This is a genomic window from Pedobacter sp. KH_004 (assembly GCF_057840755.1).
This window is the reverse complement of record NZ_CM174519.1, coordinates 2432116-2456392: the sequence shown is the minus strand read 5'-3', so window position 1 is coordinate 2456392 and position 24277 is coordinate 2432116. Positions and strand designations below refer to the sequence as shown.

Genomic DNA, 24277 nt, shown 5'->3' with positions numbered 1-24277 from the left:
TACAGCAGGCTTCAATTAATGAGCCAGTCTTCTAAGATGGATTAATACAAATCAACTAATTAGCTCGTTTACTAATCCTCACATCCGCCAATTCATCCTAGTAAGTGATTACCTGTTCTTCCAGGTGTTCTGGTAAATCTCGATAATTATATTTTTGTCCTCTTAATTGCGGTTCGAAGCCTGCTGCTTTTATTGATTGTTGAATACCATTCGCTGTAAAACGATGCGGTGCACCAGCAGCAGAAACTACGTTTTCTTCAATCATAATTGATCCAAAGTCGTTTGCGCCAGCATGTAAGCAAAGTTGTGCTGTTGCTTTACCCACCGTTAACCAACTTGCCTGAATATTTTTAACGTTTGGCAACATGATTCTGCTTAAAGCAATCATACGGATATATTCATCGGCAGTTACGTTATTGCTTATTCCGCGTAAACGTTTCAATAAAGTTCCATCATCCTGAAATGGCCATGGAATGAATGCCAGGAAACCATTGGCATCAGCAGGTTTTTCACTCTGTACCTGGCGAATCCAAACCAAATGTTCAAAACGCTCTTCAATGGTTTCGACATGGCCAAACATCATGGTTGCCGATGTGGTTATATCCAACTGATGGCAAGCCCTCATCACATCAAGCCATTCCTGACCGCCGCATTTTCCTTTAGAAATAAGCCTGCGTACGCGGTCGTTTAAGATTTCAGCGCCAGCACCTGGAAGTGAGTCCAGGCCAGCATCTTTTAAAGTTTGCAAAACTTCGGTATGTGAAATGCCCTCCAGTTTTGCAACGTGTGCAATCTCCGGCGGGCCCAATGCATGAAGTTTTAAATCAGGGTATAATTCTTTTAACTTTCTGAAAAGATCAGCATAGAACGCTAATCCTAAATCAGGGTGGTGCCCACCTTGCAAAAGCAGTTGATCGCCACCTAAACGGAAAGTTTCTTCAATCTTAATTTTATATGTTTCAATGTCAGTAATGTAACTCTCCTCATGACCAGGTCTGCGAAAGAAATTACAGAATTTACAGTTAGCAATACACACATTAGTAGTATTTACATTGCGGTCTATTTGCCAGGTAACCTTACCACTCGGAACTTGAATTTTTCTTAGCTCATTTGCTACAAACATCAACGATGCAGTATCGGCATTATGGTATAAAAAAACACCTTCCTCTTGGCTTAAAAAATCAAAATGCAAGGCCCTTTGCAGTAAATCGGCTGTATTCATAGCACAAAGATAGTTAAAAGTCCTAAGTCGAAAGTCGAAAGTCGTCAGTCTTTAGTCAAAGATTTTAAGGTCGAAATAAACTATCGTTAATCCCTTCAACATTATGTCTTCCATCTTACATTTTCCATCTTACATTTTACCCTAAAAGTATATCTTTACGATTCTAAAAAATTATATGGTAGATTTTAATCGTTTTACACTTGCTAATGGATTAAAGGTTTTGGTTCATGAAGATCCAACAACTCCAATGGCAGTTCTAAATATTTTATATGATGTTGGGGCTCGTGATGAAAGTCCTGAAAAAACTGGTTTTGCGCACTTATTTGAGCATTTGATGTTCGGGGGTTCTATCAATATTCCTAATTATGATGAGCCTTTACAAAGGGTAGGAGGTGAAAATAATGCCTTCACCAGTAACGACATTACCAATTATTACATCACTTTGCCAGCTGAAAATATTGAAACAGCTTTTTGGCTGGAAAGCGACCGTATGTTAAGCCTGGCTTTTTCAGAAAAGAGCTTAGATACGCAGCGTAACGTAGTGAGTGAAGAATTTAAACAGCGTTATTTAAACCAGCCTTATGGTGATGTTTGGTTAAAACTTCGTCCACTGGCTTATAAAAAACATTCGTACCGTTGGGCAACGATTGGAAAGGATCTTTCCCACATCGAAAATGCTACGATGGAAGATGTTAAGGCATTTTTTAAGAAACATTATACGCCACAAAATGCTATTTTAGTAGTAGGTGGAAATGTGAAAACCGAAGGTGTTAAAAAACTGGCTGAAAAATGGTTTGAGCCCATCCCGGCAGGAGAAAAATACGAGCGTGACCTAGTTCAAGAAGATCCTCAAAGGGAAGAAAGAATTGAAACCGTTAAGGCAAATGTGCCTTTGAATGCTATTTATATGGGTTTTAAAATGCCTGGTCGTTTAGATCCAGATTATTATGCTTTCGATTTGTTATCAGATATTATGTCTCGAGGGCAATCCTCACGATTGTACAATAGCTTATTAAAAGAGCAAAAGTTATTCAGCGATATCAATGCTTATATATCAAGCAGTCTTGATCCTGGTTTATTTGTCGTGGAAGGAAAACTGGTTGAAGGCATCACAACTGAACAGGCAGAACAGGCAATTTGGAAAGAGCTCAATCAGTTGAAGGCAGAACTGGTAACTGATAACGAACTTACTAAAGTAAAAAATAAGGTCGAATCTGTTCTTGTGTTTTCGGAGATGAGCTTATTGGATAAAGCGATGAATCTTGCTTACTATGAATTGCTTGGCGATGCAGCTTTATTGAATAAAGAAGCAGGCGAGTTTTTAAAAGTTACTGCTGAAGATATCCAACGTATTTCGAATAATACCTTCAAAAAAGAATCATCATCTACCTTGTACTATTTAACAGAAAATAATGCTTAACAGACAACAGGCGCCTGATTTTAAGCAGGTATCAACCATAAATATTATCCAGCCACAGCAGAAAAAGCTGCAGAATGATGTTCCGGTTTACATCGTATATTCTGGCGAACAAGATTTAGTACGCATTGAATTTATATTTAACAATGTGAATTGGAATGTGGGAAAACCATTGCAGGCCATTGCTGTAAGTGCTATGCTTAATAACGGAACCAGCAAGCTTTCATCAAAAGAAATAGCAGAACAAATTGATTTTTATGGCGCATTTTTCCAAACCGAATATGCTCAGGATCAATCTACGGTAACACTTTATACCTTAAACAAGCACTTGGCTTCGGTTCTTCCAATAGTTAAAGATGTATTGAGTGATAGTCAATTTCCGCAAAAAGAACTTGACATTTATATTCAAAACCAAAAGCAAAAAATGCAGGTAAACTTGCAGAAGAATGATATTTTGTCACGGAAGGAATTTGCTCATGCCTTATTTGGAGACACTGCTTATGGTGTAGATATCCAGGCAAAACATTACGACGAGCTGAAAAGGGATGATCTGGTTGAGTACTTTAAAGTGGCATATACGCCAAATAATTGTACCATAGTGGTATCTGGAAAGTTTGATGAGGCGAGCTTCGACTTGCTGAACCAGCAATTTGGGAACACTTGGGAGAAAAGTGATTCGATTACGAATAAATTCACATTTGCGACTTCAATGAATCAATCGGTTTACCGGGAAAGACCTGAAGCGATCCAATCGGCCATTCGGATTGGTAAAATAGCAGTTAACCGTACGCATGAAGATTTCCCTGGGTTGCAGATTTTAAACACAGTTTTGGGTGGATATTTCGGTTCTCGTTTAATGAACAACATTAGGGAAGATAAGGGCTATACCTATGGCATCGGATCAGGAATATCATCATTACAGGATGCCGGCTACTTTTTTATTGCGACAGAAGTTGGCGCTGAGGTTTGCGCAGATGCACTGGTGGAAATTTATAAAGAGATTGATTTACTTAAAAATGAGTTGATTGGCGAAGAGGAACTCAATCTGGTGAAAAACTATATGCTGGGCTCCATGCTGGGCAGTTTAGAGAATATTTTTTCTCATGCTGATAAGTTTAAGAATATTTACTTCTTTGGTTTAGATTACGATTATTATGATCGCTACATCGCAAAAGTAAAAAGTATAACTGCCGAAGAAATAAAAGATTTAGCCAACAAATATTTGAATACCAGCGAATTTACCGAGGTCGTAATCGGGAAGAAATAATAAAAAAAAGTAAGTCAGATTTTTTTAGCTGACTTACTTTTTTTATCGATACTGACAAATGTAGGCGGTTTGAACAAGCGTTTTAACAGAAAATGAAGAGTTAGCCTGAACAGTGAAATGCGAACCTTTCTCAAAAGTTCTCCATTCCGTGTCGTTAGGTAAAAGTACAGTTAATGTTCCCTCAATAACATGCATTACTTCTAACTGTGCGGTTCCAAATGTATATTCACCGGCGTTGATTACTCCAACGGTTGATTTTCCGTCTCCGGTTTCATAACCTAAAGATTTTACATTTCCTTCAAAATAGGTGTTTTCTATTATCATATTTGGGGCTTTAGAATAATATGCAATTATAACAAAGCAATTGAACAAACTGTAAATCTCCATAAAAATTTCATTTGTCACCTCAGCTCAATATTTACCCATTTTTATCTTTGCCCTTTGATTTACCTGGCTTTTTTGTATCTTTGCCTGGCAAATAATAAATCGTAATTTATTTGCTATGCAACTCGACTCCACAAAATTTATTGCTACAGGTTTGACTTATGACGACGTACTTTTGGTACCCGCATATTCAGAAATTCTGCCTCGTGATGTTAATACAGCCACTTTCTTAACCAAAAAAATTAAGCTTAACGTTCCATTGATTTCTGCAGCCATGGATACGGTGACAGAAGCTGAGCTTGCCATTGCCATTGCGCAAAATGGGGGGATCGGTATGTTGCACAAAAACATGACGATCGACAGACAAGCGGAAGAGGTGAGAAAAGTTAAAAGATCGGAAAGCGGAATGATTCAAGATCCGGTTACGTTATTGGAAACTGCGGTAGTTGCTGATGCTTTCAAAATCATGAAAGAACATAAAATTGGTGGCATTCCGGTAGTTAGCAGCGATAATAAACTGGTAGGCATTATTACCAATCGCGATTTACGCTTTCAGAAAGACATGGCAAGACCAATTGTCGAGGTGATGACCAAAGAAAACCTAATTACTGCTCCGGAAGGAACAAATCTGATTCAGGCTGAAGAAATTCTTCAAAATTATAAGATCGAGAAATTACCTGTTGTTTCTAAAGATGGTTACTTAAGTGGATTAATTACTTTTAAAGATATTTCGAAAGTTAAGAACTATCCTGCCGCATGTAAAGATGATCGCGGCCGCTTACGTGTTGGAGCTGCGGTTGGCGTAACAGCCGACACCTTACAACGTGTTGATGCATTGGTTCACGCCGGCGTTGATGTGATTACAATTGATACGGCTCATGGCCACTCAAAAGGAGTAGTGGATAAACTAAAAGAAGTTAAAGCAAAATATCCTGATTTACAGGTGATCGTTGGTAACATTGCAACGGGTGCTGCTGCAAAATTCTTAGCGGATGCTGGTGCTGATGCTGTTAAAGTTGGTATTGGTCCGGGTTCTATTTGTACCACCAGAATTATTGCCGGTGTTGGTGTTCCGCAGTTATACGCAGTTTATGAATGTGCTAAAGCATTAAAAGGTACAGGAGTTCCGGTTATTGCCGATGGTGGAATTAAACATACAGGCGATATTGCCAAAGCAATCGCATCTGGTGCAAGTACGGTAATGGCAGGTTCGTTATTCGCTGGCGTAGAGGAAAGCCCAGGCGAAACCATTATTTATGAAGGACGTAAGTTTAAATCTTACCGTGGAATGGGTTCTATCGAAGCAATGGAACAAGGTTCTAAAGATCGTTATTTCCAGGATGTGGAAGATGATATTAAAAAACTAGTTCCTGAAGGAATTGTTGGTCGCGTACCATTTAAAGGAACTTTAGCTGAAGTGATGTATCAATACATTGGCGGTTTACGTGCCAGTATGGGTTACTGTGGTGCAGCAAGTATCGAAGCTTTACAAGAAGCGCAATTTGTTCAAATTACAGCAGCGGGTATGCGTGAAAGCCACCCACATGATATCACCATTACTAAAGAAGCACCGAACTATACGAGGTAATTTTAGTCCGGAGTCGGAAGTCAAGAATTCACACACATAATACAAAGCAGGGCGTCGTCTATGATAGCCCTGCTTTTTTTTGATGCTTGTTTGAAAATTAATAGTCATTGCGAGGGTTAATTTTTCATAAAAACATATTTGCGTACGGGGTTAGTTTGTTGGCTGCTTAGTTTTTTCGCACATTCCGTCATTTCGAAATAAGCCCTTCGCGATTGAGAAATCTTTCTTCGGGATAAACTTCTTAGATGAGATTGCCACAGCCCTGAAAAACGGCTTGGCTTCTCGGTTAAAAAATCTTCCTTATTAAAATGCCTTTTACAATAGCTGTGCACATTTTCAAGAAGAGTCGTTATTGCGAAGCCGGGCTTGTGCGAGGTGAAGCATCTTTCTTAGCTAAATAGATTGCTTGTCCCGGCTATTCGGGAAAGCAATCTTAAACTACTAAATATTAAGATTAAGTTCAGATTTTTGATAACATCGGCTTCTTTGAATTTAGCTTTCTCACCGAAATAATCGAAATTAATATTCCAAAGCCAAGGAAGAAGTAATTTTTATCAATAGGGCATTCCACCATCGTAAATGTGCCTTTGACGCCGAGGTATGATCCACCAGCTTTACAGTTTCCTGGGGTATTAAATCCCCCAATGCAAATTTCGCATATTGGCGATGAAATACTCGGTGCCCAGGAGCAATAATTAGATGATAATTGGGTTTTTGGACCTACGTAGTCGAACCTATCAGAAGTTGGGTGAGCTGAAGTATAAACTATATTGTTATACAAGCAACCAGCAGCTGATCCTTGAGCAAAGCAATAATTATTTGCAAATGCTAATATAATTATCAAAAAAGATAATAAACTAAATTTTCCCACAATTTAAATGATTTGTGGGATGCGAAAACAATAGGATTTGAATTTCTAAGTGTACAAAATTTTAAGCAGTTTGCCTAAACTTCACCTACTTAAATAAATAAACAAAATAAAATTTGGTAAATACATTTTTTTAATATATTTGTCGACTAAATCTATAGGGTTTATATATTTTAATATGAAGCAAGCAAAAAACATTAAACGCAATTGTTGTTGTAGCCATCAAAAAATCACATTCAACTATTTCCGAAAGGATAACTAAAAGATAAAATCTAACCCAAAACACATTAATACGATCATGAAACGAAGTTTACTACTCATTTTTTCTTTAATACTTTCAGCTTCCGCTGTACTCGCTCAAAATACAGTAAAAGGAATTGTAAAAGGGGGCAACGGTACTACAATACCTGGAGCTACTATTACAGTACGTGGTACTAAAATTGCCACCATTACAGATACAAATGGTGCTTTTACAATCGATGCCAAACAACAACCTCCATTTTATATCCGGGTAAGTTATGTGGGTTACAAGCCTCAGGATTTTCAAGTTTTGCAGCTGCAGGAAACGCCAATTGAGCTGATTTTGGTTGAAGACACCCAGCTTGACGAAATCGTAGTAACCTCTAGAAGACGCTCGGAAGTCTTACAGGATGTGCCCATTCCGATTACGGTTATTGGCGGACAAGCAGCAGAAAATGCAGGTGCTTTCAACGTCAACCGGTTAAAAGAGTTGGTTCCATCAGTTCAATTATATGCTTCAAATGCCCGTAATACCACATTAAACATTCGTGGTTTAGGTTCAACTTTTGGCTTAACGAACGATGGTATCGACCCCGGTGTAGGCTTTTATGTTGATGGTGTTTACCATGCCCGTCCGGCTGCAACTTCAACAGATTTTCTTGACATTGAACAAATTGAAGTAATTCGGGGTCCGCAGGGCACTTTGTTTGGTAAGAACACCACTGCTGGTGCTTTTAATATTACCACAACTAAACCAACACAAACCCCAACAGCTAAAGTGGAAATGAGTGTGGGTAATTATAATTTTATTCAGGCGAAAACATCAGTTTCTGGTGGTGTAGCAAAAAATCTTGCTGCAAAAATCTCCATTTCTGGAACACAACGCGATGGTACGATTTGGAATTCCAGAGAAGAACGCCGTTACAGCGGACAAAATAACCTCGGTTTTAAAGGTCAGCTTTATTTTACACCATCAGATCGGTTGAAAATTCTTTTAAGTGGAGATGTGAGCGTTCAGCATCCGGCAGGCTATCCATTGGTAATTGCTGGTGTTACGCCAACCGAAAGAAGCGCTTACCGTCAGTACGCCCGAATAGTTTCTGATTTAGGCTACCAACAACCCAGAATAGATCCATTTTCAAGAGAAATAAATACCAATACTCCTTGGAGACATAATCAATCGATAGGTGGAATTTCCTTAAACGTAGATTATAAAATTGGCGGGGGAACTTTAACTTCCACCACAGCATGGAGATTCTGGAACTGGGATCCAACAAATGATAGAGATTTCTCCGAATTGTCAGCCCTTACTAAATCACAAGGAAATTCCCGTCACGATCAGTATTCGCAAGAAATTAGATATGCAGGTAACATTACAGAAAAGTTAAGTGGGGTAGTAGGGGTGTTCTTACTTGGGCAAAATTTACAAGGCTTAGGGCAAACTGAAGAGGTAGGCAAAGATCAATGGAGATTTGTACAAACTGCCAATACAGGCGCACAGGCACTATATTCTACACCCGGATTGTTAGATGGTTTTGGCATCAGAACAAACTCTACCATCAAATCGCTTAGTGCAGCGGTCTTCGGTCAGGTGGATTGGGAAGTGCTTAAAAATCTGCATGTTTTACCAGGCCTTCGGTTTACTTATGATAAAAAAGATGTTGATTATGACAGAAACACTTACGGTGGTTTGCAAACAACTGATGCCGCTTTGTTAGCACTAAAATCAGCAGTTTACAGCAATCAGCAATTTAATACCAGTACCAATAACAATAATTTGTCTGGAAATATTACAGTTTCCTATCGTCCTACACCAAAATTAAATGTTTATGGAACTTTTTCTACCGCTTACAAACCAGTTGGGGTAAATGTGGGTGGCTTGCCAACAGCTTCCAACGGTCAGGCCGATTTGAGTTTGGCAGTAGTTAAACCTGAATATGTAGAACACTACGAACTCGGCCTGAAAACAAAGCCATTTAAAGGTGCAATTTTAAATGTAACCGCTTTCAACACCGACATAAAAGATTATCAAACCAACGTTCAATCGCCGCAGTTAGGGGTAAACAGAGGATATTTAGCGAATGCTGAAAAGGTAAATGTAAAGGGTTTGGAGATTGATGGAACCTACCAGTTAGAAAGATTTTTAACTTTAAATGCTGCATTGGCATACCTGGATGGTAAATATGTAAGTTTTACCAATGCGCCACTACCTTTAGAAGAAACCGGCCACACCGAAACGATAAATGGTGTTGCTACACAGGTTGCATTTAAAGATGCATCTGGTGGCAGGTTGCCAGGAATCTCCAAATGGAATGTTTCTGGTGGTGCAGAATTGAGTACGCCGGGTAATTTGGCTACTAAAGCTGGTCGCTACTTTATTGCTGGCGATGCAAGTTACCGCTCTACCTATTCCTCAAATCCAACACCTTCAAGTGTGTTAAATGTTCAGGGGTATTCATTGCTTAACGCCAGGTTAGGGTTTAGATCAGAAAAGTTTTCTGTGTTTGTGTGGAGTAGAAACATTGCTAATAAAAATTACTTCGAGCAATTGCAGGCTGCGGCAGGTAACTCTGGTTTATACGCTGGGGTGCTCGGCGACCCAAGAACTTACGGCGCAACCTTCCGTTATAGCTTCTAACGTTCTCTGTTATATTTGATTGAAGGCGTCGGCATTGTCCGGCGCTTTTTTTTGTTTTGGAGAGCAGGCTTCGGTACCTTTCGGTTACGGTAACCCTGCTGTACGTTCAATCTTTTTGTGATGCTTGTAGTTAAACCTCGTAGGTTTTTGTTAGGGCAACAAAAAGTATTTCACTTCCATCAGGTCTACTTTACGCTGGTCAGTGTTCCTTTTGCCAGCCAAAGTGCCTAAACCTTATAGAGCGGAAAGCCCACAGCCCCGATTTTTTTTCGGGGCGAGGACTTGAAGCGATAGAAGGGCAAACTTTAAAATAAACTTCTGCAACTGCTTTCCAAATCTTTTAAAAAATGATTGTTAACCATCTTGTGCAGAATTAAAATTTACAGAAAGCCGATAAAATCTTAACTTCGAAAAATTTTAATCCAAATGAATAAGCTTAAAGCAGTTTGTGTGTATTGTGGCTCAAACTTTAATGGCGATCCGGAATTGCGGAATGCGATAAAACAACTGGCGGATGTTTTGGTGAAACAAGACATTAAGTTAGTTTACGGTGGTGGGAGCGTAGGCGTAATGGGTGTAATAGCCGATGATGTGTTACAATCAGGTGGTTCGGTTACTGGCGTTATTCCTCAGTTTTTGATGGATAAAGAAGTTGGACACAAAGGCGTAACGGAAATGATTATCACCGAAAATATGCATCAGCGTAAACAAAAAATGGCTGATTTAAGCGATGGATTTATCATTTTACCAGGTGGATTTGGTACGCTTGAAGAATTTTTTGAAGTTTTAACCTGGTTACAGTTAGGCTTACACAATAAACCCATTGGCGTTTTAAATGTAGGTGGTTTTTACGATCCATTATTTGCGCAAATGGAAATGATGGTGAAAAGCAGATTTTTAAAACCAGCAAACCGTGATTTGGTTTTTAACGAAGCAGACGCAGAAACTCTGGTTAATAAAATGGATGAGTTTTCTGCTGTTCCGGATGAAGTTTGGTTTAAAGACAGAAACTTAACTTAAGAAGATTATAACATACATTAAACAATTTTGAACCGCTCTCGCTAAAACGCGGGGCTAAAATATTTTCCAATGCAAATTATTACTTCACACGCAGAGTTTGAACAACATTTAGGTAAAGAGCTTGGTGTATCCTCTTGGCATACCATTACCCAAGAGCAAATTAACAAGTTTGCCGATGCTACCTTAGATTATCAATGGATTCATACCGATGAGGAGAAAGCAAAGAACGAAGGTCCGTTTGGAGGTACCATTGCACATGGATATTTAACACTTTCATTAATCCCATTTCTATGGAAAGAGATTGTTGATATTCAAAATTTAAAAATGGAAATTAACTATGGCATCGAAAGTTTAAAATTTGCACAACCTGTATTGGTGAATAGTAAAATCCGGTTAAAAGCTAAATTAGCTTCAATAGTTAATTTGCGAGGGGTTACAAAAGTGCACATGGGTATCGAGATGGAAATAGAAGGACAAAAAAAACCTGCTTTTACAGGCGAGGTTGTTTTCTTGTATCATTTTATTACTGCCTAAGCTGTAATAAAAGGATTTTAACTTAGCTTTTTTTTATCCTTGGCTTATTCAATTTTTTTAAATTTCTTTTTGATAAATCCACCTAGAGATTCACTTTCTAAATCTTCCAAGGTACTAAGTTCGAGTTCAAGTGCTTTTGTGCTGATTTGGATTTCGATTAAAGAAATGATCAACGATATCATGAAGAATATCAAGCTTAAAGCAAAAAGAATTTCTGCAACAATATTCCATTCGAGATAAATAAAGAACATGCAAAAAAGGCAAAGACAAAAACTTAAAACGCCAAAAGCCTGCATGTTTTTAATAAGCTTTAATCGGTAGCGCAAATTTTTGATTTGGTTTTGCAAACCGATATTTTTCTCACTTTCTTCGTATTTTGCTTTTAAACTTCTCACCAGGGCAGCCAGTGCTAAAAAGCGATTGGTATAGGCCAACATGATTAAGCTAATGGCAGGAAATAATAATGCAGGGATATTTACGGTGAGTTCCATTTATTGAGATTTATTCAAAAATATTATTTTAATTGGATATCTGTTTATTTAACCACAAAGGGCGCAAAGTTTTTCGCAAAAAACAAAAGCCCAATTGCCAAAGGCCATTGTTCCCCCTCTTAAAGGAGAGGGATTGTTACACCAGAACAATTATTACTGACTTTAATAGGGTGAGGCTTTTATTTCCCCTTCGCCTATTTCTCTATGCTTTTTTGTCTATTTATTTAACCGCAAAGGGCACAAAGTTTTCGCAAAGAACACAAGGTTGAGTATTTCTTTGTTTGAGAATAAACCACGGAGCACACAGAGTTTTGACAGAGAATACAGATTTAGGTAAATATTTTCTCTGTTCTCTCTGTTATTTTTTCTCCGTGTACTCTGTGGTTAAAACTGTCTTTGTTTCCCTCTCTTCAAGGAGAGGGACTGTAATAGAAGAGCAAATACTACTTACTTTAATAGGGTGAGGTTTTATATTTCAAGGTCAATATTTTCTTCGTACCACTCCATGCTTTCTTTGTACTCCATATTTAATATTCACCCCGATAGACTAGAAACCATTTCAGTCTTCTCAATATTTCTGAAAATAAATTTAAATTGCCACCATGGATATCGAATTCAACAAAAATGAGGATGTAAATAAACAGCTTGTTTACGAGCTTAAAACCAAACTCAAAAAGATTTATCAGGGTGGTGGCGAAAAAAACGCGGCTAAACAAAAAGAGAAAGGGAAGTTATTGGCCCGGGAGCGCATTGCTTATCTTATTGATAAAGATTCTGATTTCCTGGAAGTTGGCGCTTTCACTGCTGATGGAATGTATCAGGAGCAAGGCGGTTGTCCTTCTGCGGGGGTTGTTTGCGGTATTGGTTATGTAAGCGGTCGCCAATGTATGATTATTGCTAACGATGCCACGGTTAAAGCCGGCGCCTGGTTCCCGATGACAGCTAAAAAGAATCTTCGGGCTCAGGAAATTGCCATGGAAAATCGTTTGCCTGTAATTTATTTAGTTGATAGTGCGGGTGTGTATTTGCCCATGCAAGATGAAATTTTTCCAGATAAGGAACACTTCGGGAGAATGTTCCGAAATAATGCAATAATGTCTGCCGACGGGATTGTACAAATCTCCGCTATTATGGGTGCTTGTGTGGCCGGTGGGGCATACCTACCCATTATGAGCGATGAAGCCATGATTGTCGATAAAACCGGATCAGTATTTTTGGCCGGATCTTATTTGGTTAAATCTGCTATAGGAGAAGAGGTTGATAATGAAACCTTAGGCGGTGCGACCACACACTGCGAAATTTCTGGGGTTACCGATTACAAACATCCCAATGATCAGGCCTGTTTGGATAGTATCCGAAACATTATGAGCATGTTGGGTGCACCCCAAAATGCCGGTTTTAATAGGATTAATCCTGCTAAACCGAAAGCCAAAGAGGACGAGTTGTATGGGATTATTCCTGAAAACAGAGATAAGCAGTATGAGATAATGGATATCATTAACCGTTTGGTTGATGATTCTGAATTCGAGGAATATAAGCAGGGCTATGGACAAAGCATCGTTTGCGGTTTGGGCCGTATCGATGGTTGGGCAGTTGGAATAGTGGCCAATCAGCGCAAGGTTGTTAAATCTAAAAAAGGAGAGATGCAGTTTGGGGGCGTAATTTATTCTGACAGTGCAGATAAGGCAAGCCGTTTTATCATGAATTGTAACCAAAAGAAAATTCCATTGGTGTTTTTACAGGATGTAACCGGTTTCATGGTTGGCAGTCGATCAGAGCATGGCGGAATTATTAAAGACGGTGCTAAAATGGTAAATGCTGTGGCCAATTCAGTTGTGCCAAAATTCACTATCGTAATGGGCAATTCTTATGGAGCTGGCAATTATGCTATGTGTGGAAAAGCCTACGATCCAAGATTAATTTATGCGTGGCCGACGGCTAAAATAGCAGTAATGGGCGGTGCACAGGCGGCTAAAACGTTGTTGCAAATTCAAGAGGCTTCGTTAAAGGCGAAAGGAGAAGTGATAACGCCAGAGCGAGAAGCGGAGATGTTGAAAGAAATTACTGACAAATATGATAGTCAAACTACTCCTTACTACGCCGCATCCCGACTTTGGGTAGATGGCATTATCGATCCTTTAGAAACCAGAAAAGTGATATCAATGGGTATTGAAGCTGCAAATCAGTCGCCGATAACAAAACCTTTCAATGTTGGTGTGATCCAAACGTAATATTCGTATGGTATGATATTTGGTGACGTTAAAGGGAATTTAATCCAACCAAATATGAAAAATCTAGGAAAGATTGCTTGGCTATTTGTGCTTACGTTTTTATGTACAATGCCTCTAATTTCGCAAGCACAGACGACCAATAAGGAAACATCGGAAACGATAAATGTTGTCGGCAGCGGTATCACCAAAACAGTTGAAGCTACAGGAAATGAAAATATCAATATTTCAGGTAGTGATCAACGTAACCATCATTGGGGCATGTAATACCATAACGGTTACTGGCGCAGCCATCAAAGTGAGGGCGCAAAGTGTAAGAACCATTAGGGTTCAAGGTGCAGATTCGGGCGTGGCGTATAAATCAAGTCCAAATAAAAATGGAAAAGCAATTCAAGTGTAACTGGCGATGATGCTTACGTCACTAAAATTAAATAGCAAAATTAAGATTAGGCATTTGAATGATTAAAAGTTCAAATGCTTAATTTTAATTTATGAAAACCCTTTATTTTTTTCTCTTTTTTGTGCTGCTTCAAAGCAAAATCCTGGCACAAGTTTCAAATCAAATTCACCAGGAAGCTATCGTAGTTGATACCCATGGTGATATTCTTTTCAATCAAATTAAATCAGGAATTGATATTGGAAAACTCCAGTCGAAAGGGAATTTCGATCTTATCCGTGCAAAAGAAGGTGGTTTGGATGTCCAGTTTTTTTCTATTTGGTGTGATGAAACCGGGGGTTATGCACTCGCTAATCAAGAAATAGATTCGCTATACAGTTTAATTAAAAGATATCCAGAAAAAATTCAATTGGTTAACACTGCCACTGATTTGGACAGAGCGGTGAAGCAACAGAAAATGGCTGCGATGATCGGTGTGGAAGGCGGGCACATGATTGAAAACCGTTTAGATTATATCGATAGCCTGGCCAAACGCGGAATGGCCTATTTAACCTTAACATGGAACAATAGTACACCTTGGGCAAGCTCAGCAGCCGAAGAAACTTCTGGAAAAGTGAAACCAAAAAATGCTAGATTGAATGCTTTTGGTAAGCAGGTAGTGAAAAGGTTAAATAAACTTGGTGTAATGGTCGACTTATCTCACGTAGGCGAAAAAACTTTCTATGATGCCATTGCAGCCTGTTCAAAACCTGTAATTGTATCCCACAGTTGTGCATACAGTTTAAATCCCGTTCCACGAAATTTGAAAGATGATCAAATTAAGGCTGTTGGAAAAAATGGAGGCGTAATCTGCATCAACTTCTACAGCGGATTTTTAGATTCAACATTTACTAAAAACCAAAAGCTATTTTTAGCAAAATACGATCAGGAATTAAAAATTCTTTCCGCTAAATATGGAAGGAGCAGTGCTATCGATACGCTAATTTCAAACCATGGCGCTGATGCCGAAGCTATTCGGCCGCCGATTGCTTTAGTGGTGAAACACATTAACCATATTGTGAAATTAATTGGAGTAGATCATGTAGGTTTAGGTGCTGATTTTGATGGGGCAGAATCCTTTCCTTCAGGGATGAATAGTGTTGCCGACTATCCTAAAATTACTGCTGAGCTGATTAAGAATGGTTATTCGAAAAGTGAAATTAAGAAAATCCTTGGTGGAAATGTGATTCGATTAATTAGGGAGAACAAGGGATGGTAGTTGAACGAACATTTTACATATGTGGGAAATTTCGTATCTTTAAATCATATTTTAATGAAAAATATTAACGATGAATTACGAAATATCATTGTCGGCGATGGATCAGTTAGCGAAACAAGCCAACTCAAAAAAACGCAAAATTTCCTTAGAAGATATGCGCAGACAGGCTTCAGAGCTAAAAAACAAAAGTATCTCAAAAGTGAAGAAGAAATCAGATTAATTGATTTCGCTATTAGAGAAAATCTCATTTATTCGAACGAAATTTCAGAAGAAGAGTTCATAAGCGCCGGAGCCGAACAAAGAGTTTATCGAGGTGACGAGTGCAATGTCGTTAAGCTGAACGACTCTGTTTTTTATTAACATTGGTTAGATTACTTCAACAGTTTATTTATTCACAATTATTTCTTTCAAGCGACAGCTTACAATTTTTTAGGTTTTAAATTAATAGATGAAAAGCTTTTCGCAGTTGTAAAGCAAGAATTTATAATTGCGAACGAACTTACAAACTTAACATCTGTTAAAAAATTTCTTTTGTTCAATAATTTCGTAAATAACAGAAATCACGATTATATCAATAAAGATTTTCGAATTATTTTCGAAGATTTACACGATGAAAATGTGCTCTCGAATAATGGAATAGTATATTTTATCGATACAATTTTTTATCTCCAAGATAACTTTTATGAGGGGTGAAGCATGGTATTTTCAATGTTAATAAGTAAACTATGTTGACAATGCGCATTTGCTAACGATTATTTAATGCGTTAAATTTGCATTACAATTAATGAATTTCAAACACACCATATAATGTCACAAGAAAACGAACACGTTCAGTGTTTAATTATAGGTTCTGGTCCGGCAGGATATACAGCAGCGATTTACGCAGCTAGAGCAGATTTAAAACCAATTATGTATACCGGTATGCAAGCCGGCGGTCAGTTAACTCAAACCACTGATGTAGAAAATTTCCCTGGCTATCCGCAAGGAATTATGGGTCCGGAAATGATGGAAGATTTTCGCAAGCAGGCGGAGCGGTTTGGTACTGATATCCGTTTCGGTTATGTAAGTTCTGTTGATTTTTCTTCTGCTCCACACAAGGTCGTAATTGATGAAATTAAAACCATCACTGCCGATACCGTAATTATTGCTACAGGGGCAACTGCAAAATGGTTGGGTTTACCTAGTGAGCAACAATATAATGGATTTGGGGTTTCAGCTTGTGCCGTTTGCGATGGTTTCTTTTTTAAAGGCCAGGATGTTGCAATTGTAGGCGCCGGAGATACGGCTGCTGAAGAAGCTACTTACTTAGCTAAGCTTTGTAAAACTGTCCATCTATTGGTGCGTCGCGATGAGTTTAGAGCTTCAAAAACAATGGTGAGTCGTGTTTTAGCAACTCCAAATATCGTAGTACATTATAATACCGAAACTCAAGAAATTTTGGGTAATGGTAAAAATGTAACCGCTGTAAAAGTGCTTAATAATCAAACCAGCGTAACTTCAGAAATTCCTGTCGAAGGTTTCTTTGTTGCCATTGGGCACAAACCAAATACCGATATTTTTAAAGGTCAGTTGGAAATGGACGAAACGGGTTACTTGTTAACTAAACCAGGTTCTACATTAACTAATATTGAAGGTGTTTTCGCTTGTGGCGATGTTCAAGATATGTATTATCGCCAGGCAGTAACCGCTGCGGGTTCAGGCTGTATGGCTGCCCTAGATGCTGAGCGTTATCTTGCTGCTAAAGAACATCCGGTGGAGGCATAAACTCATTTGACAATATTTTAAATCTCCTCAACTTTTGAGGAGATTTTTTTTGTCTCAAATTTCGCAAAACAAACGTTTGATTAAGATTGTAACAAAAAAGTGAGCTATACATTCTTTTCGTAATCTATATCTTAGGTAAGATTTAAAAACTATTTTTCTAAACCAAAACCAATCATGAACAAAGCATTATCGATTTTTATTGGAGTATTAATCAGTACAAGTGCATTTGCGCAGGGCGATCCAAACCTCGGGATAATTCCTGCACCAGTATCTATTACCCGAGCGAGTGGCAACTTCATCCTCGACAAAACAACTATTTTAATTAATCAAAGTGTCGATGGCGCAAAATCGGCCGATTTATTAAATGCCTTCATTGTAAACAGAGCTGGTTTCGCATTGCGAGAAAGTAAACTACCTCAACCAAACCAAAAGAGTATTTTACTAACATCAGCTGGAGCAGATAAATTGCCTGCAGAAGGATATACAATTAAGGTTGGCCCAACTCAGATTGTAATTACTGGAAAAGGAGCGGGTTTATTTTACGGGGTGGAATCTGCCATGCAAATGATACCAGAGAAAAGCGGGGACAAAATAACTATTCCGGCGGTGATGATCAACGATTACCCTCGTTTTGGTTACCGTGGCGCCATGCTGGATGTTTGCCGTCACTATTTTCCAGTTTCATTTATCAAAAAATATATCGATCAGCTGGCTTACTATAAAATAAACACTTTCCACTGGCATTTAACTGATGATCAGGGATGGCGGTTGGAAATTAAAAAATATCCAAAGCTTACTCAGATCGGTTCTACCAGACCTGGTACAATCATTGGCAATTATCCTGGCAATGGCAATTATTTAACCGAAGTAAAGGGTTTTTACACACAAGATGAAGCTAAGGATATTGTAAAATATGCCGCAGAGCGATACATCACCATAATACCAGAAATCGAATTGCCTGGCCATGCATCAGCAGCAATTGCGGCCTATCCAGAATTAAGTACATTCCCCAACCGTGATACATTTATAAGTGATAAAACACCTTGGGCAGGGGCAAGAAAAGGAAAGTTAGTTCAGCAAACCTGGGGCGTTTTTGATGATATTTTCACCCCGACAGATAATACGTTTACCTTTTTAGAAAATGTGTTGGATGAGGTAATTGCAATTTTTCCTTCTAAATATATCCATATTGGAGGAGATGAAGCGCCGAAAACGTATTGGAAAGAATCGCCATTTTGCCAGGCTTTGATGAAAGAAAAAGGCTTGAAAGATGAACACGAATTACAAAGCTATTTTATTCAAAGGATTGAAAAACATGTAAATGGCAAAGGACGTTCAATTATTGGATGGGATGAAATTTTAGAAGGTGGTTTAGCGCCAAATGCAACGGTGATGAGTTGGAGAGGTGAAGCGGGGGGCATTGCCGCGGCTCAACAAAATCACGATGTAATTATGACCCCAGGTTCTATGGGGCTATACATCGACCATAAACAATCAAATTCTCCTGATGAACCTGTTACAATCGGTGGTTTTGCACCTTACCAAAAAATTTATGCTTACGATCCTATTCCGAAAGTTTTAACAGCCGATCAGCGAAAATACATCAAAGGAGTGCAGGCTAACATGTGGACTGAATATATTAAAACACCTGAGAAAGCAGAAAACCATGCCTTTCCACGCTTATTGGCACTATCTGAAATTGCCTGGAGCCCGGTTGAACGCAAGGACTTAAAGAATTTTTCGGAGGAACGTTTACCGAAACATTTAGCTCGTTTAGATAAAATGAATATCAACCTTTGGGTGCCAACACCTATTGGTCAAAGTGATAAACCTTTAACTGGAGGCGATTTTACAATTGATTTAAAAGTTCCGGTTACTGGCGGTAAAATTTACTATTCACTAGATGGTTCAAGACCGTCGGAAAATGCATTTTTGTACACTTCGCAAATTAAAGTTAGTGTTCCACAAGGCGAAAAACGGGTTTTAACAACAATAGTTGTTGCGCCGAGCGGAAAAAGAAGTGTTACGACAAAAACAATTTTAGATAATGGCGCTCCAGCTGAAAAAAATGAAGCAAAGAAATAAAAATCTCAGAATCAATGTAAGAGTTAGGGTTTTTTAAAAAAATCATTATAGAACCTTTTAAAGCAGCATCTCTAGCTATTTGCAGAGATGCTGCTTTGTTTTGATAAATGCTCATTTTTTTATGCTATTTAGTAAATTGCGAAATGCAAGAAAATCGCAAATTCTCAGTAATAGATAGAATTAAAAGCTTTAAATATGCTTTTAATGGATTGCGGTTATTTTTTATTAATGATCATAATGGCAGAATTCATCTATTTGCAGCGCTAATCGCTATTGGCTTATCGTTCTACCTACAGCTTTCTGCATCGGAGTGGATTGCAATTTTGGCTGTCATTATTTCGGTAATTGTAGCCGAAATAATCAATGCCTCGATAGAAAAATTAGCCGATGTTGTTTCTCCAGAATATCATCCTAAAATTAAAGTTGTTAAAGATTTAGCCGCCGCCGCGGTGTTAATGGCTGCTTTGGTGGCAGTTGTTGTGGGATTGATTATCTTCCTTCCAAAATTATCGCGAATCATTGGCTAAGGTAGCAGCTCGAGATTCGGCCATCTTATCTTCAATAATTTTATCCCAACGTGCCTGCATCTTATGGTTGCTTCCGTGTTCGGTTTCCTCATCATAATTGCGCTGCATGGTGTCGAAATAATTGCTTAGTTCGTTCGCTAACTGAGAAATTTGAGCCTTATAATTTTTTATTGAATAATTTCTGTTTTTTAGAACACGCTCCGCCTCCGAAAGTAAAATATATTGAATATTAACATGTCCTTGTTCATGGTGAAGCAAGCTGGCACTCACATTCGGATCTTTAATTTTATCCCACTTTACCCATGAGCGGTCTTTATCAATACTTATTTCATTTTTAAGGTTGATAGCCACTCGATTTCTATAGATGGTAGATTCGTAACTGTATTTCCATGTCATTGCAGTGAGTGCGAAAAACGGTGAACGCATATCTGGCTTTCCTTTAAAATAAGTTTCCCAATCTAGTTGAACGGGCTGAGTAAAATCTTGCTTAAAACCGAAAGTAAACGGCAGTATTAGTATAAGCAGTAAAATTGCAAGAGGTGTTTTCATCACAAAATTGGATTGAAAAAACCGTGCCTAAAATGTTATGGCATTGAAATTTGTGCACTTATTCTTTCAAATTTTTCAATTAGTAGAGAGATACGCTCCTTTTCGCGTTTTATAACCGCATTTCTAAGAATTGTAGAGCAGAACAGAATCCACAGAAATGTGAAACCAACTGCTACAATCGTCATGGTAATACTTAAGTGTGCAAGTATCTCAATGAAATAGAAAATCAGTCCAAGTGAGAGTGCTACAGTATAAAACCAATAAAGGGAATTGTACAGTTTATATCTATTTAACTGGTATACTCTTAAATCACTGAGATATTCATTTGGGTGAAGAGTATAATCGCTTTTTGAAATTAACCGATGATCCCGGTATAAAATTAAAATATATACGCCTATCGCTAGCAAAGTAATGCTAATTCCTACATGTGTGGTCCACGATTCGAAATGAAAGAATACCCATAAAACAGCGATTGCAATAAATGATGCAAGCATACCAAGGATATTTAAAGCAGATTTTAACTTCAAACCATTCACTTCTTTCTTTACTTGCTGTAACATTTCATCAGCAGAAACCTTAACTTCTACATCGTGTTTTTGCCACAACTCTTGTATTTGATCAAACGCTTGCATACTGGTTATATAGTTCTGTTAATTTTTGTTTAATACGATGAATTTTAACCCTCAAATTTCCCTCACTTATTCCTGAGATGTCGGCAATTTCGTGGTATGGAAGCTCATCAAGCACCATGGTAATAATTAAACGATCGTTTTCCTCAAGCTTCGATATGCATTTATAAAGCAGGGCTACCTGTTCATTTTTTTCTGAAAACTCTTCAATTTTGTTTTCGATAATGTTATCTGTCAACTCGTCTTTTGCTTGTCTTTTTTCCGATCTGAGGTAGGTAAGGCAAGTGTTTACGGCAATTCTATAAATCCAGGTTGATATTAATGATTTGTTTCTAAACTTGTCCAGATTCTGCCAAACCTTTAAAAAGGTTTCCTGTAAAAGATCATTAGCAGCATCGGTATCGCCCGTGTAACCATAACATAAATGGAAGATCTTTTTGGAATTCGAATCGAAGATTTCTTTAAATAGCTTGTCTTTTTGTTCCATTTATGGTTTGTAGGTGTTTTTTAGATGGAGGTTAGCGTTTTTTGTTACAGCGAAATTAGAAAATTAAATAATTTTTAAACACCCTGGCGATCAAAATTTGTTAGCCACGGTAAATATCGTAGTTTTACCAAATTAACAGAGCCACAAACTTTTTATATTCATGAAGAAAAACAAACTCACGCTGTTCATTTTTATAGCGCTGATTGCCGGAGTTGCATTAGGCTATATTCTGAACGTTAATTCCATTGATGTTTACAATCAGAAAATTCTCAATGCCGATGCGCAGGTAAAGAGCATAGAGGTAGCCATTAAAAAAACTACCGATACAACATCTGCAACTTTTACCCAGCTTAAAGCCGAAAGAAAAGCGAATGCTCAAATTAAAAAGGAGAATGAAGATATTCGGGAAAAGAAGCTTGAATATTTTACGCTTTTGAGTGATATTTTTCTTCGCTTGATAAAAATGATTGTGGCGCCCTTGGTTTTTACAACTCTGGTGGTAGGTGTGGCTAAAGTTGGCGATATTAAAGCCGTAGGCCGGATTGGCGGTAAAACTTTAGGGTGGTTCATGGCGATGTCGCTAATGTCTTTAGTACTTGGATTAATTTTAGTAAACCTGTTCGAGCCCGGAAAACACATGCAGTTAACCTTGCCGGATCAAATGGTAAATACCGGGATCCAAAAGGCTGCGATGAGCGTGAAAGATTTTATCGCCCACGTTTTTCCTAAAAGTATTGCAGAATCTATGGCCACCAATGAAATTCTTCAAATCGTTGTATTTTCTTTGTTTTTTGGTGTAGCCACAGCTGCCATTGGCGACTTAGGACAGGTCGTAATTAAAGCATTCGACGCCATTGCTCATGTGATTTTGAAAATGACGGGTTATGTGATGAACTTTGCGCCATTAGCAGTTTTTGGTGCGATGACAGCCATAGTAGCCAAGCAAGGATTAAATGTGCTTAATACCTACGCTATTTTTATTGGAGAGTTTTACCTGGGTTTAGGTATTTTATGGGCAATGCTGATTTTTATCGGCTTTTTAATCCTTAAAAAACGAGTTTTCAAGCTAGTAAGCGATATGAAAGAGCCTGCAATTTTGGCTTTCAGTACAGCTAGTAGCGAGGCTGCTTACCCCAAAACCATGATGTTGTTAGAACGTTTTGGCTGCAAAGATAAAATTGTGAGTTTCGTATTGCCGTTGGGCTATTCGTTCAATTTGGATGGCTCCATGATGTACATGACTTTTGCATCGCTTTTTATAGCGCAAGCTTATGGCATTCATTTAGGTTTTGAACAGCAAATTTCAATGTTATTGATTTTAATGTTAACCAGTAAAGGTATTGCGGGTGTACCAAGAGCTTCATTGGTAGTAATTGCAGGAACCATTGCCAGTTTCAATATTCCAGAGGCAGGTTTGGCTCTTTTAATTGGTATCGATCCGCTATTGGATATGGGCCGCTCGGCAACTAATGTTGTTGGTAACAGTATCGCAACTGCAGTAGTAAGTAAGTGGGAAGGGGAGTTGAAAGATTCGTAATTGCAAGCTCTAGTCATCCAGCTGAAGTTTTTAGTTTAGTATGTATCTAATAAATGATTTTGGGATGTTTCGATGTTCACTAAATTTTTTAAACTTTGCATCGTTTTGGATTAACTAAAAATTTGATAGTCCAATAATTCAGTCATTCAAAATTCAATAATTAACTCAAGTGTCAAGTAGAGGAAAAAAAATATTCTTAGCCATTACCATCATCGTACCGATGATTATTTACTGCTATATCTATTACAAGCCCATTATTCAGAATGCACCATTTCGCAAGGCTGATTTTGTTTCCATGCAATTTTGCTACGGTTTAAAAGATACCCTTGAAAATAAATATGATTCAAAAACGGGTGTTTATCAATATGTAAATAATAGAGATTCGGTAATAACCAAGAAAGTTTTCTTAAAAAGCGACGATATTTTGTACATGCATAGAAAGGCGAATGAGATTGGCCTTTGGAATTTTCCTGATACGATTGGTCAAAAAAGTGCTAAATCGAAAGCAGTTCCACGTTACGATATCACCTTCAATTATAAAGAAAAGTCGAAACATGTAGTGATATATGGTGATTTTGATGGAAACCCAAAGTTGTTGGATGCTGCCGTTCAAATGCGTAAAGTTATTCAGGAAACTTTAAACCAGGCAGAGATAAGATCCGGAAAGTAGTTTCATCACGAAAAATATTGAAAGGCTTAATTGTGAACCTAAAGTTAGGTTTTCAACTAAGTCTTTTCTTTTTAGGATGATTTCGTATATTTACGATATATTCGTAATTGATGGAGAAGTTAACATTACAGGAAGAAGAAGCGATGCTTGCGGTTTGGCAAGTTGGCAAAGGTTTTATCAAAGATTTTATGGACACAATGCCTGATCCTAAACCTCCGTACACAACATTAGCGTCGACCATCAAAAATCTGGAGAAAAAGGGTTATTTGATTAGTGAGCGCTTCGCCAACGCCAATCGTTACAGCGCAAAAGTAAAAGAGGTTGAGTACAAAAAGCGCTTCATGAATGGTTTTGTAAACAATTATTTTCAAAGTTCGTATAAAGAGCTGGTCGCTTTTTTTGCAAAAGATAAAAAGATAAGTGCAGAAGAATTGAAGGAAATTATCAACTTGATCGAAAACCCTGAAAAATAATGTC

The 24277-nt window shown here is 38.0% G+C and carries 21 protein-coding genes and 1 pseudogene; 16 read left to right on the top strand and 6 right to left on the bottom strand.

The genetic code is table 11. From position 1 onward, the window contains the following. Nucleotides 1-97: 97 nt before the first annotated feature. The gene (gene mqnC / locus AC3ITD_RS10500) at nucleotides 98-1222 is read right to left on the bottom strand and encodes a cyclic dehypoxanthinyl futalosine synthase (RefSeq protein WP_489366292.1); all 1125 of its coding nucleotides are present in this window, start codon (nucleotides 1220-1222) and stop codon (nucleotides 98-100) included. Between the two features lie 175 nt (nucleotides 1223-1397). Between mqnC and AC3ITD_RS10495 the strand changes: the two genes are divergently transcribed. Then, nucleotides 1398-2642 carry a M16 family metallopeptidase gene (locus AC3ITD_RS10495; RefSeq protein ID WP_489366290.1) on the top strand — a complete coding sequence of 415 codons (1245 nt, stop codon included), beginning with the start codon at nucleotides 1398-1400 and terminating at the stop codon, nucleotides 2640-2642. After that, nucleotides 2635-3906 carry a M16 family metallopeptidase gene (locus AC3ITD_RS10490; protein WP_489366288.1) on the top strand — a complete coding sequence of 424 codons (1272 nt, stop codon included), beginning with the start codon at nucleotides 2635-2637 and terminating at the stop codon, nucleotides 3904-3906. The genes AC3ITD_RS10495 and AC3ITD_RS10490 overlap by 8 nt, the downstream gene beginning before the upstream one ends. Before the next feature lie 42 nt (nucleotides 3907-3948). Here AC3ITD_RS10490 and ppnP read toward each other — a convergent pair whose 3' ends face one another. Beyond that, complete coding sequence (gene ppnP, locus AC3ITD_RS10485; protein ID WP_489366286.1) at nucleotides 3949-4230, bottom strand: pyrimidine/purine nucleoside phosphorylase; 282 nt, start codon at nucleotides 4228-4230, stop codon at nucleotides 3949-3951. 178 nt (nucleotides 4231-4408) lie between these two features. Between ppnP and guaB the strand changes: the two genes are divergently transcribed. The 4 genes from guaB (at nucleotide 4409) to AC3ITD_RS10465 (ending at nucleotide 11178) form a co-directional block, all read left to right on the top strand. Then, entirely contained in the window at nucleotides 4409-5878 is a 1470-nt protein-coding gene (guaB, locus tag AC3ITD_RS10480) for an IMP dehydrogenase (protein WP_489366284.1), read from the top strand. A gap of 1166 nt (nucleotides 5879-7044) precedes the next feature. Next, nucleotides 7045-9624 carry a TonB-dependent receptor gene (locus AC3ITD_RS10475; protein WP_489366282.1) on the top strand — a complete coding sequence of 860 codons (2580 nt, stop codon included), beginning with the start codon at nucleotides 7045-7047 and terminating at the stop codon, nucleotides 9622-9624. Between the two features lie 426 nt (nucleotides 9625-10050). After that, nucleotides 10051-10644 carry an LOG family protein gene (locus AC3ITD_RS10470; protein ID WP_489366280.1) on the top strand — a complete coding sequence of 198 codons (594 nt, stop codon included), beginning with the start codon at nucleotides 10051-10053 and terminating at the stop codon, nucleotides 10642-10644. Nucleotides 10645-10713: 69 nt separating this feature from the next. Further along, nucleotides 10714-11178 carry a MaoC family dehydratase gene (locus AC3ITD_RS10465; RefSeq protein WP_265800309.1) on the top strand — a complete coding sequence of 155 codons (465 nt, stop codon included), beginning with the start codon at nucleotides 10714-10716 and terminating at the stop codon, nucleotides 11176-11178. Nucleotides 11179-11222: 44 nt separating this feature from the next. Here the strand turns inward: AC3ITD_RS10465 and AC3ITD_RS10460 are convergent, their stop codons facing one another. Next, entirely contained in the window at nucleotides 11223-11669 is a 447-nt protein-coding gene (locus AC3ITD_RS10460) for a DUF2721 domain-containing protein (RefSeq protein WP_489366277.1), read from the bottom strand. Between the two features lie 602 nt (nucleotides 11670-12271). Here AC3ITD_RS10460 and AC3ITD_RS10455 point away from each other — a divergent pair. The 7 genes and pseudogenes from AC3ITD_RS10455 (at nucleotide 12272) to AC3ITD_RS10425 (ending at nucleotide 19928) form a co-directional block, all read left to right on the top strand. Beyond that, nucleotides 12272-13900 (top strand): acyl-CoA carboxylase subunit beta, encoded by a 1629-nt coding sequence (locus AC3ITD_RS10455; protein WP_489366275.1) that lies wholly within the window; start codon nucleotides 12272-12274, stop codon nucleotides 13898-13900. Between the two features lie 208 nt (nucleotides 13901-14108). Then, nucleotides 14109-14297: a DUF3060 domain-containing protein gene (locus tag AC3ITD_RS10450; RefSeq protein WP_265800312.1), complete on the top strand. Its 189-nt coding sequence runs from the start codon at nucleotides 14109-14111 to the stop codon at nucleotides 14295-14297. Between the two features lie 91 nt (nucleotides 14298-14388). Beyond that, on the top strand, nucleotides 14389-15552 hold the full coding sequence (locus AC3ITD_RS10445) for a dipeptidase (protein ID WP_489366273.1): 1164 nt from the start codon (nucleotides 14389-14391) through the stop codon (nucleotides 15550-15552). Nucleotides 15553-15606: 54 nt separating this feature from the next. Further along, nucleotides 15607-16245 (top strand): annotated as a pseudogene (locus tag AC3ITD_RS10440) (putative polyvalent protein kinase domain-containing protein). A 114-nt stretch (nucleotides 16246-16359) separates the two neighbouring features. Then, complete coding sequence (gene trxB, locus AC3ITD_RS10435) at nucleotides 16360-17316, top strand: thioredoxin-disulfide reductase (RefSeq protein ID WP_265800317.1); 957 nt, start codon at nucleotides 16360-16362, stop codon at nucleotides 17314-17316. A 174-nt stretch (nucleotides 17317-17490) separates the two neighbouring features. Next, on the top strand, nucleotides 17491-19401 hold the full coding sequence (locus AC3ITD_RS10430; protein WP_489366270.1) for a beta-N-acetylhexosaminidase: 1911 nt from the start codon (nucleotides 17491-17493) through the stop codon (nucleotides 19399-19401). A 143-nt stretch (nucleotides 19402-19544) separates the two neighbouring features. Beyond that, a complete protein-coding gene (locus tag AC3ITD_RS10425; RefSeq protein ID WP_265800319.1) occupies nucleotides 19545-19928 on the top strand; it encodes a diacylglycerol kinase family protein in 384 nt (127 codons plus the stop codon). Here AC3ITD_RS10425 and AC3ITD_RS10420 read toward each other — a convergent pair. The 3 genes from AC3ITD_RS10420 to AC3ITD_RS10410 are packed head-to-tail and all read right to left on the bottom strand — an operon-like array spanning nucleotide 19908 to nucleotide 21593. Next, the gene (locus tag AC3ITD_RS10420; RefSeq protein WP_265800320.1) at nucleotides 19908-20477 is read right to left on the bottom strand and encodes a DUF922 domain-containing protein; all 570 of its coding nucleotides are present in this window, start codon (nucleotides 20475-20477) and stop codon (nucleotides 19908-19910) included. The two genes, AC3ITD_RS10425 and AC3ITD_RS10420, sit on opposite strands and share 21 nt — an antisense overlap. A gap of 35 nt (nucleotides 20478-20512) precedes the next feature. Further along, nucleotides 20513-21109, bottom strand: coding sequence for a hypothetical protein (locus AC3ITD_RS10415; RefSeq protein ID WP_489366267.1), 597 nt, complete (start codon nucleotides 21107-21109; stop codon nucleotides 20513-20515). Further along, entirely contained in the window at nucleotides 21096-21593 is a 498-nt protein-coding gene (locus AC3ITD_RS10410; RefSeq protein WP_029286005.1) for an RNA polymerase sigma factor, read from the bottom strand. Before AC3ITD_RS10410 ends, AC3ITD_RS10415 begins: the two co-directional genes overlap by 14 nt. 160 nt (nucleotides 21594-21753) lie before the next feature. On the opposite strand from AC3ITD_RS10410, the gene AC3ITD_RS10405 reads away from it, so the two are divergent. From AC3ITD_RS10405 to AC3ITD_RS10395, 3 genes are all read left to right on the top strand, one after another. After that, entirely contained in the window at nucleotides 21754-23130 is a 1377-nt protein-coding gene (locus AC3ITD_RS10405) for a dicarboxylate/amino acid:cation symporter (RefSeq protein WP_056850267.1), read from the top strand. Between the two features lie 169 nt (nucleotides 23131-23299). Beyond that, a complete protein-coding gene (locus AC3ITD_RS10400; RefSeq protein ID WP_265800323.1) occupies nucleotides 23300-23800 on the top strand; it encodes a hypothetical protein in 501 nt (166 codons plus the stop codon). 110 nt (nucleotides 23801-23910) lie between these two features. Then, the gene (locus tag AC3ITD_RS10395) at nucleotides 23911-24273 is read left to right on the top strand and encodes a BlaI/MecI/CopY family transcriptional regulator (protein WP_265800324.1); all 363 of its coding nucleotides are present in this window, start codon (nucleotides 23911-23913) and stop codon (nucleotides 24271-24273) included. Nucleotides 24274-24277: the final 4 nt, after the last annotated feature.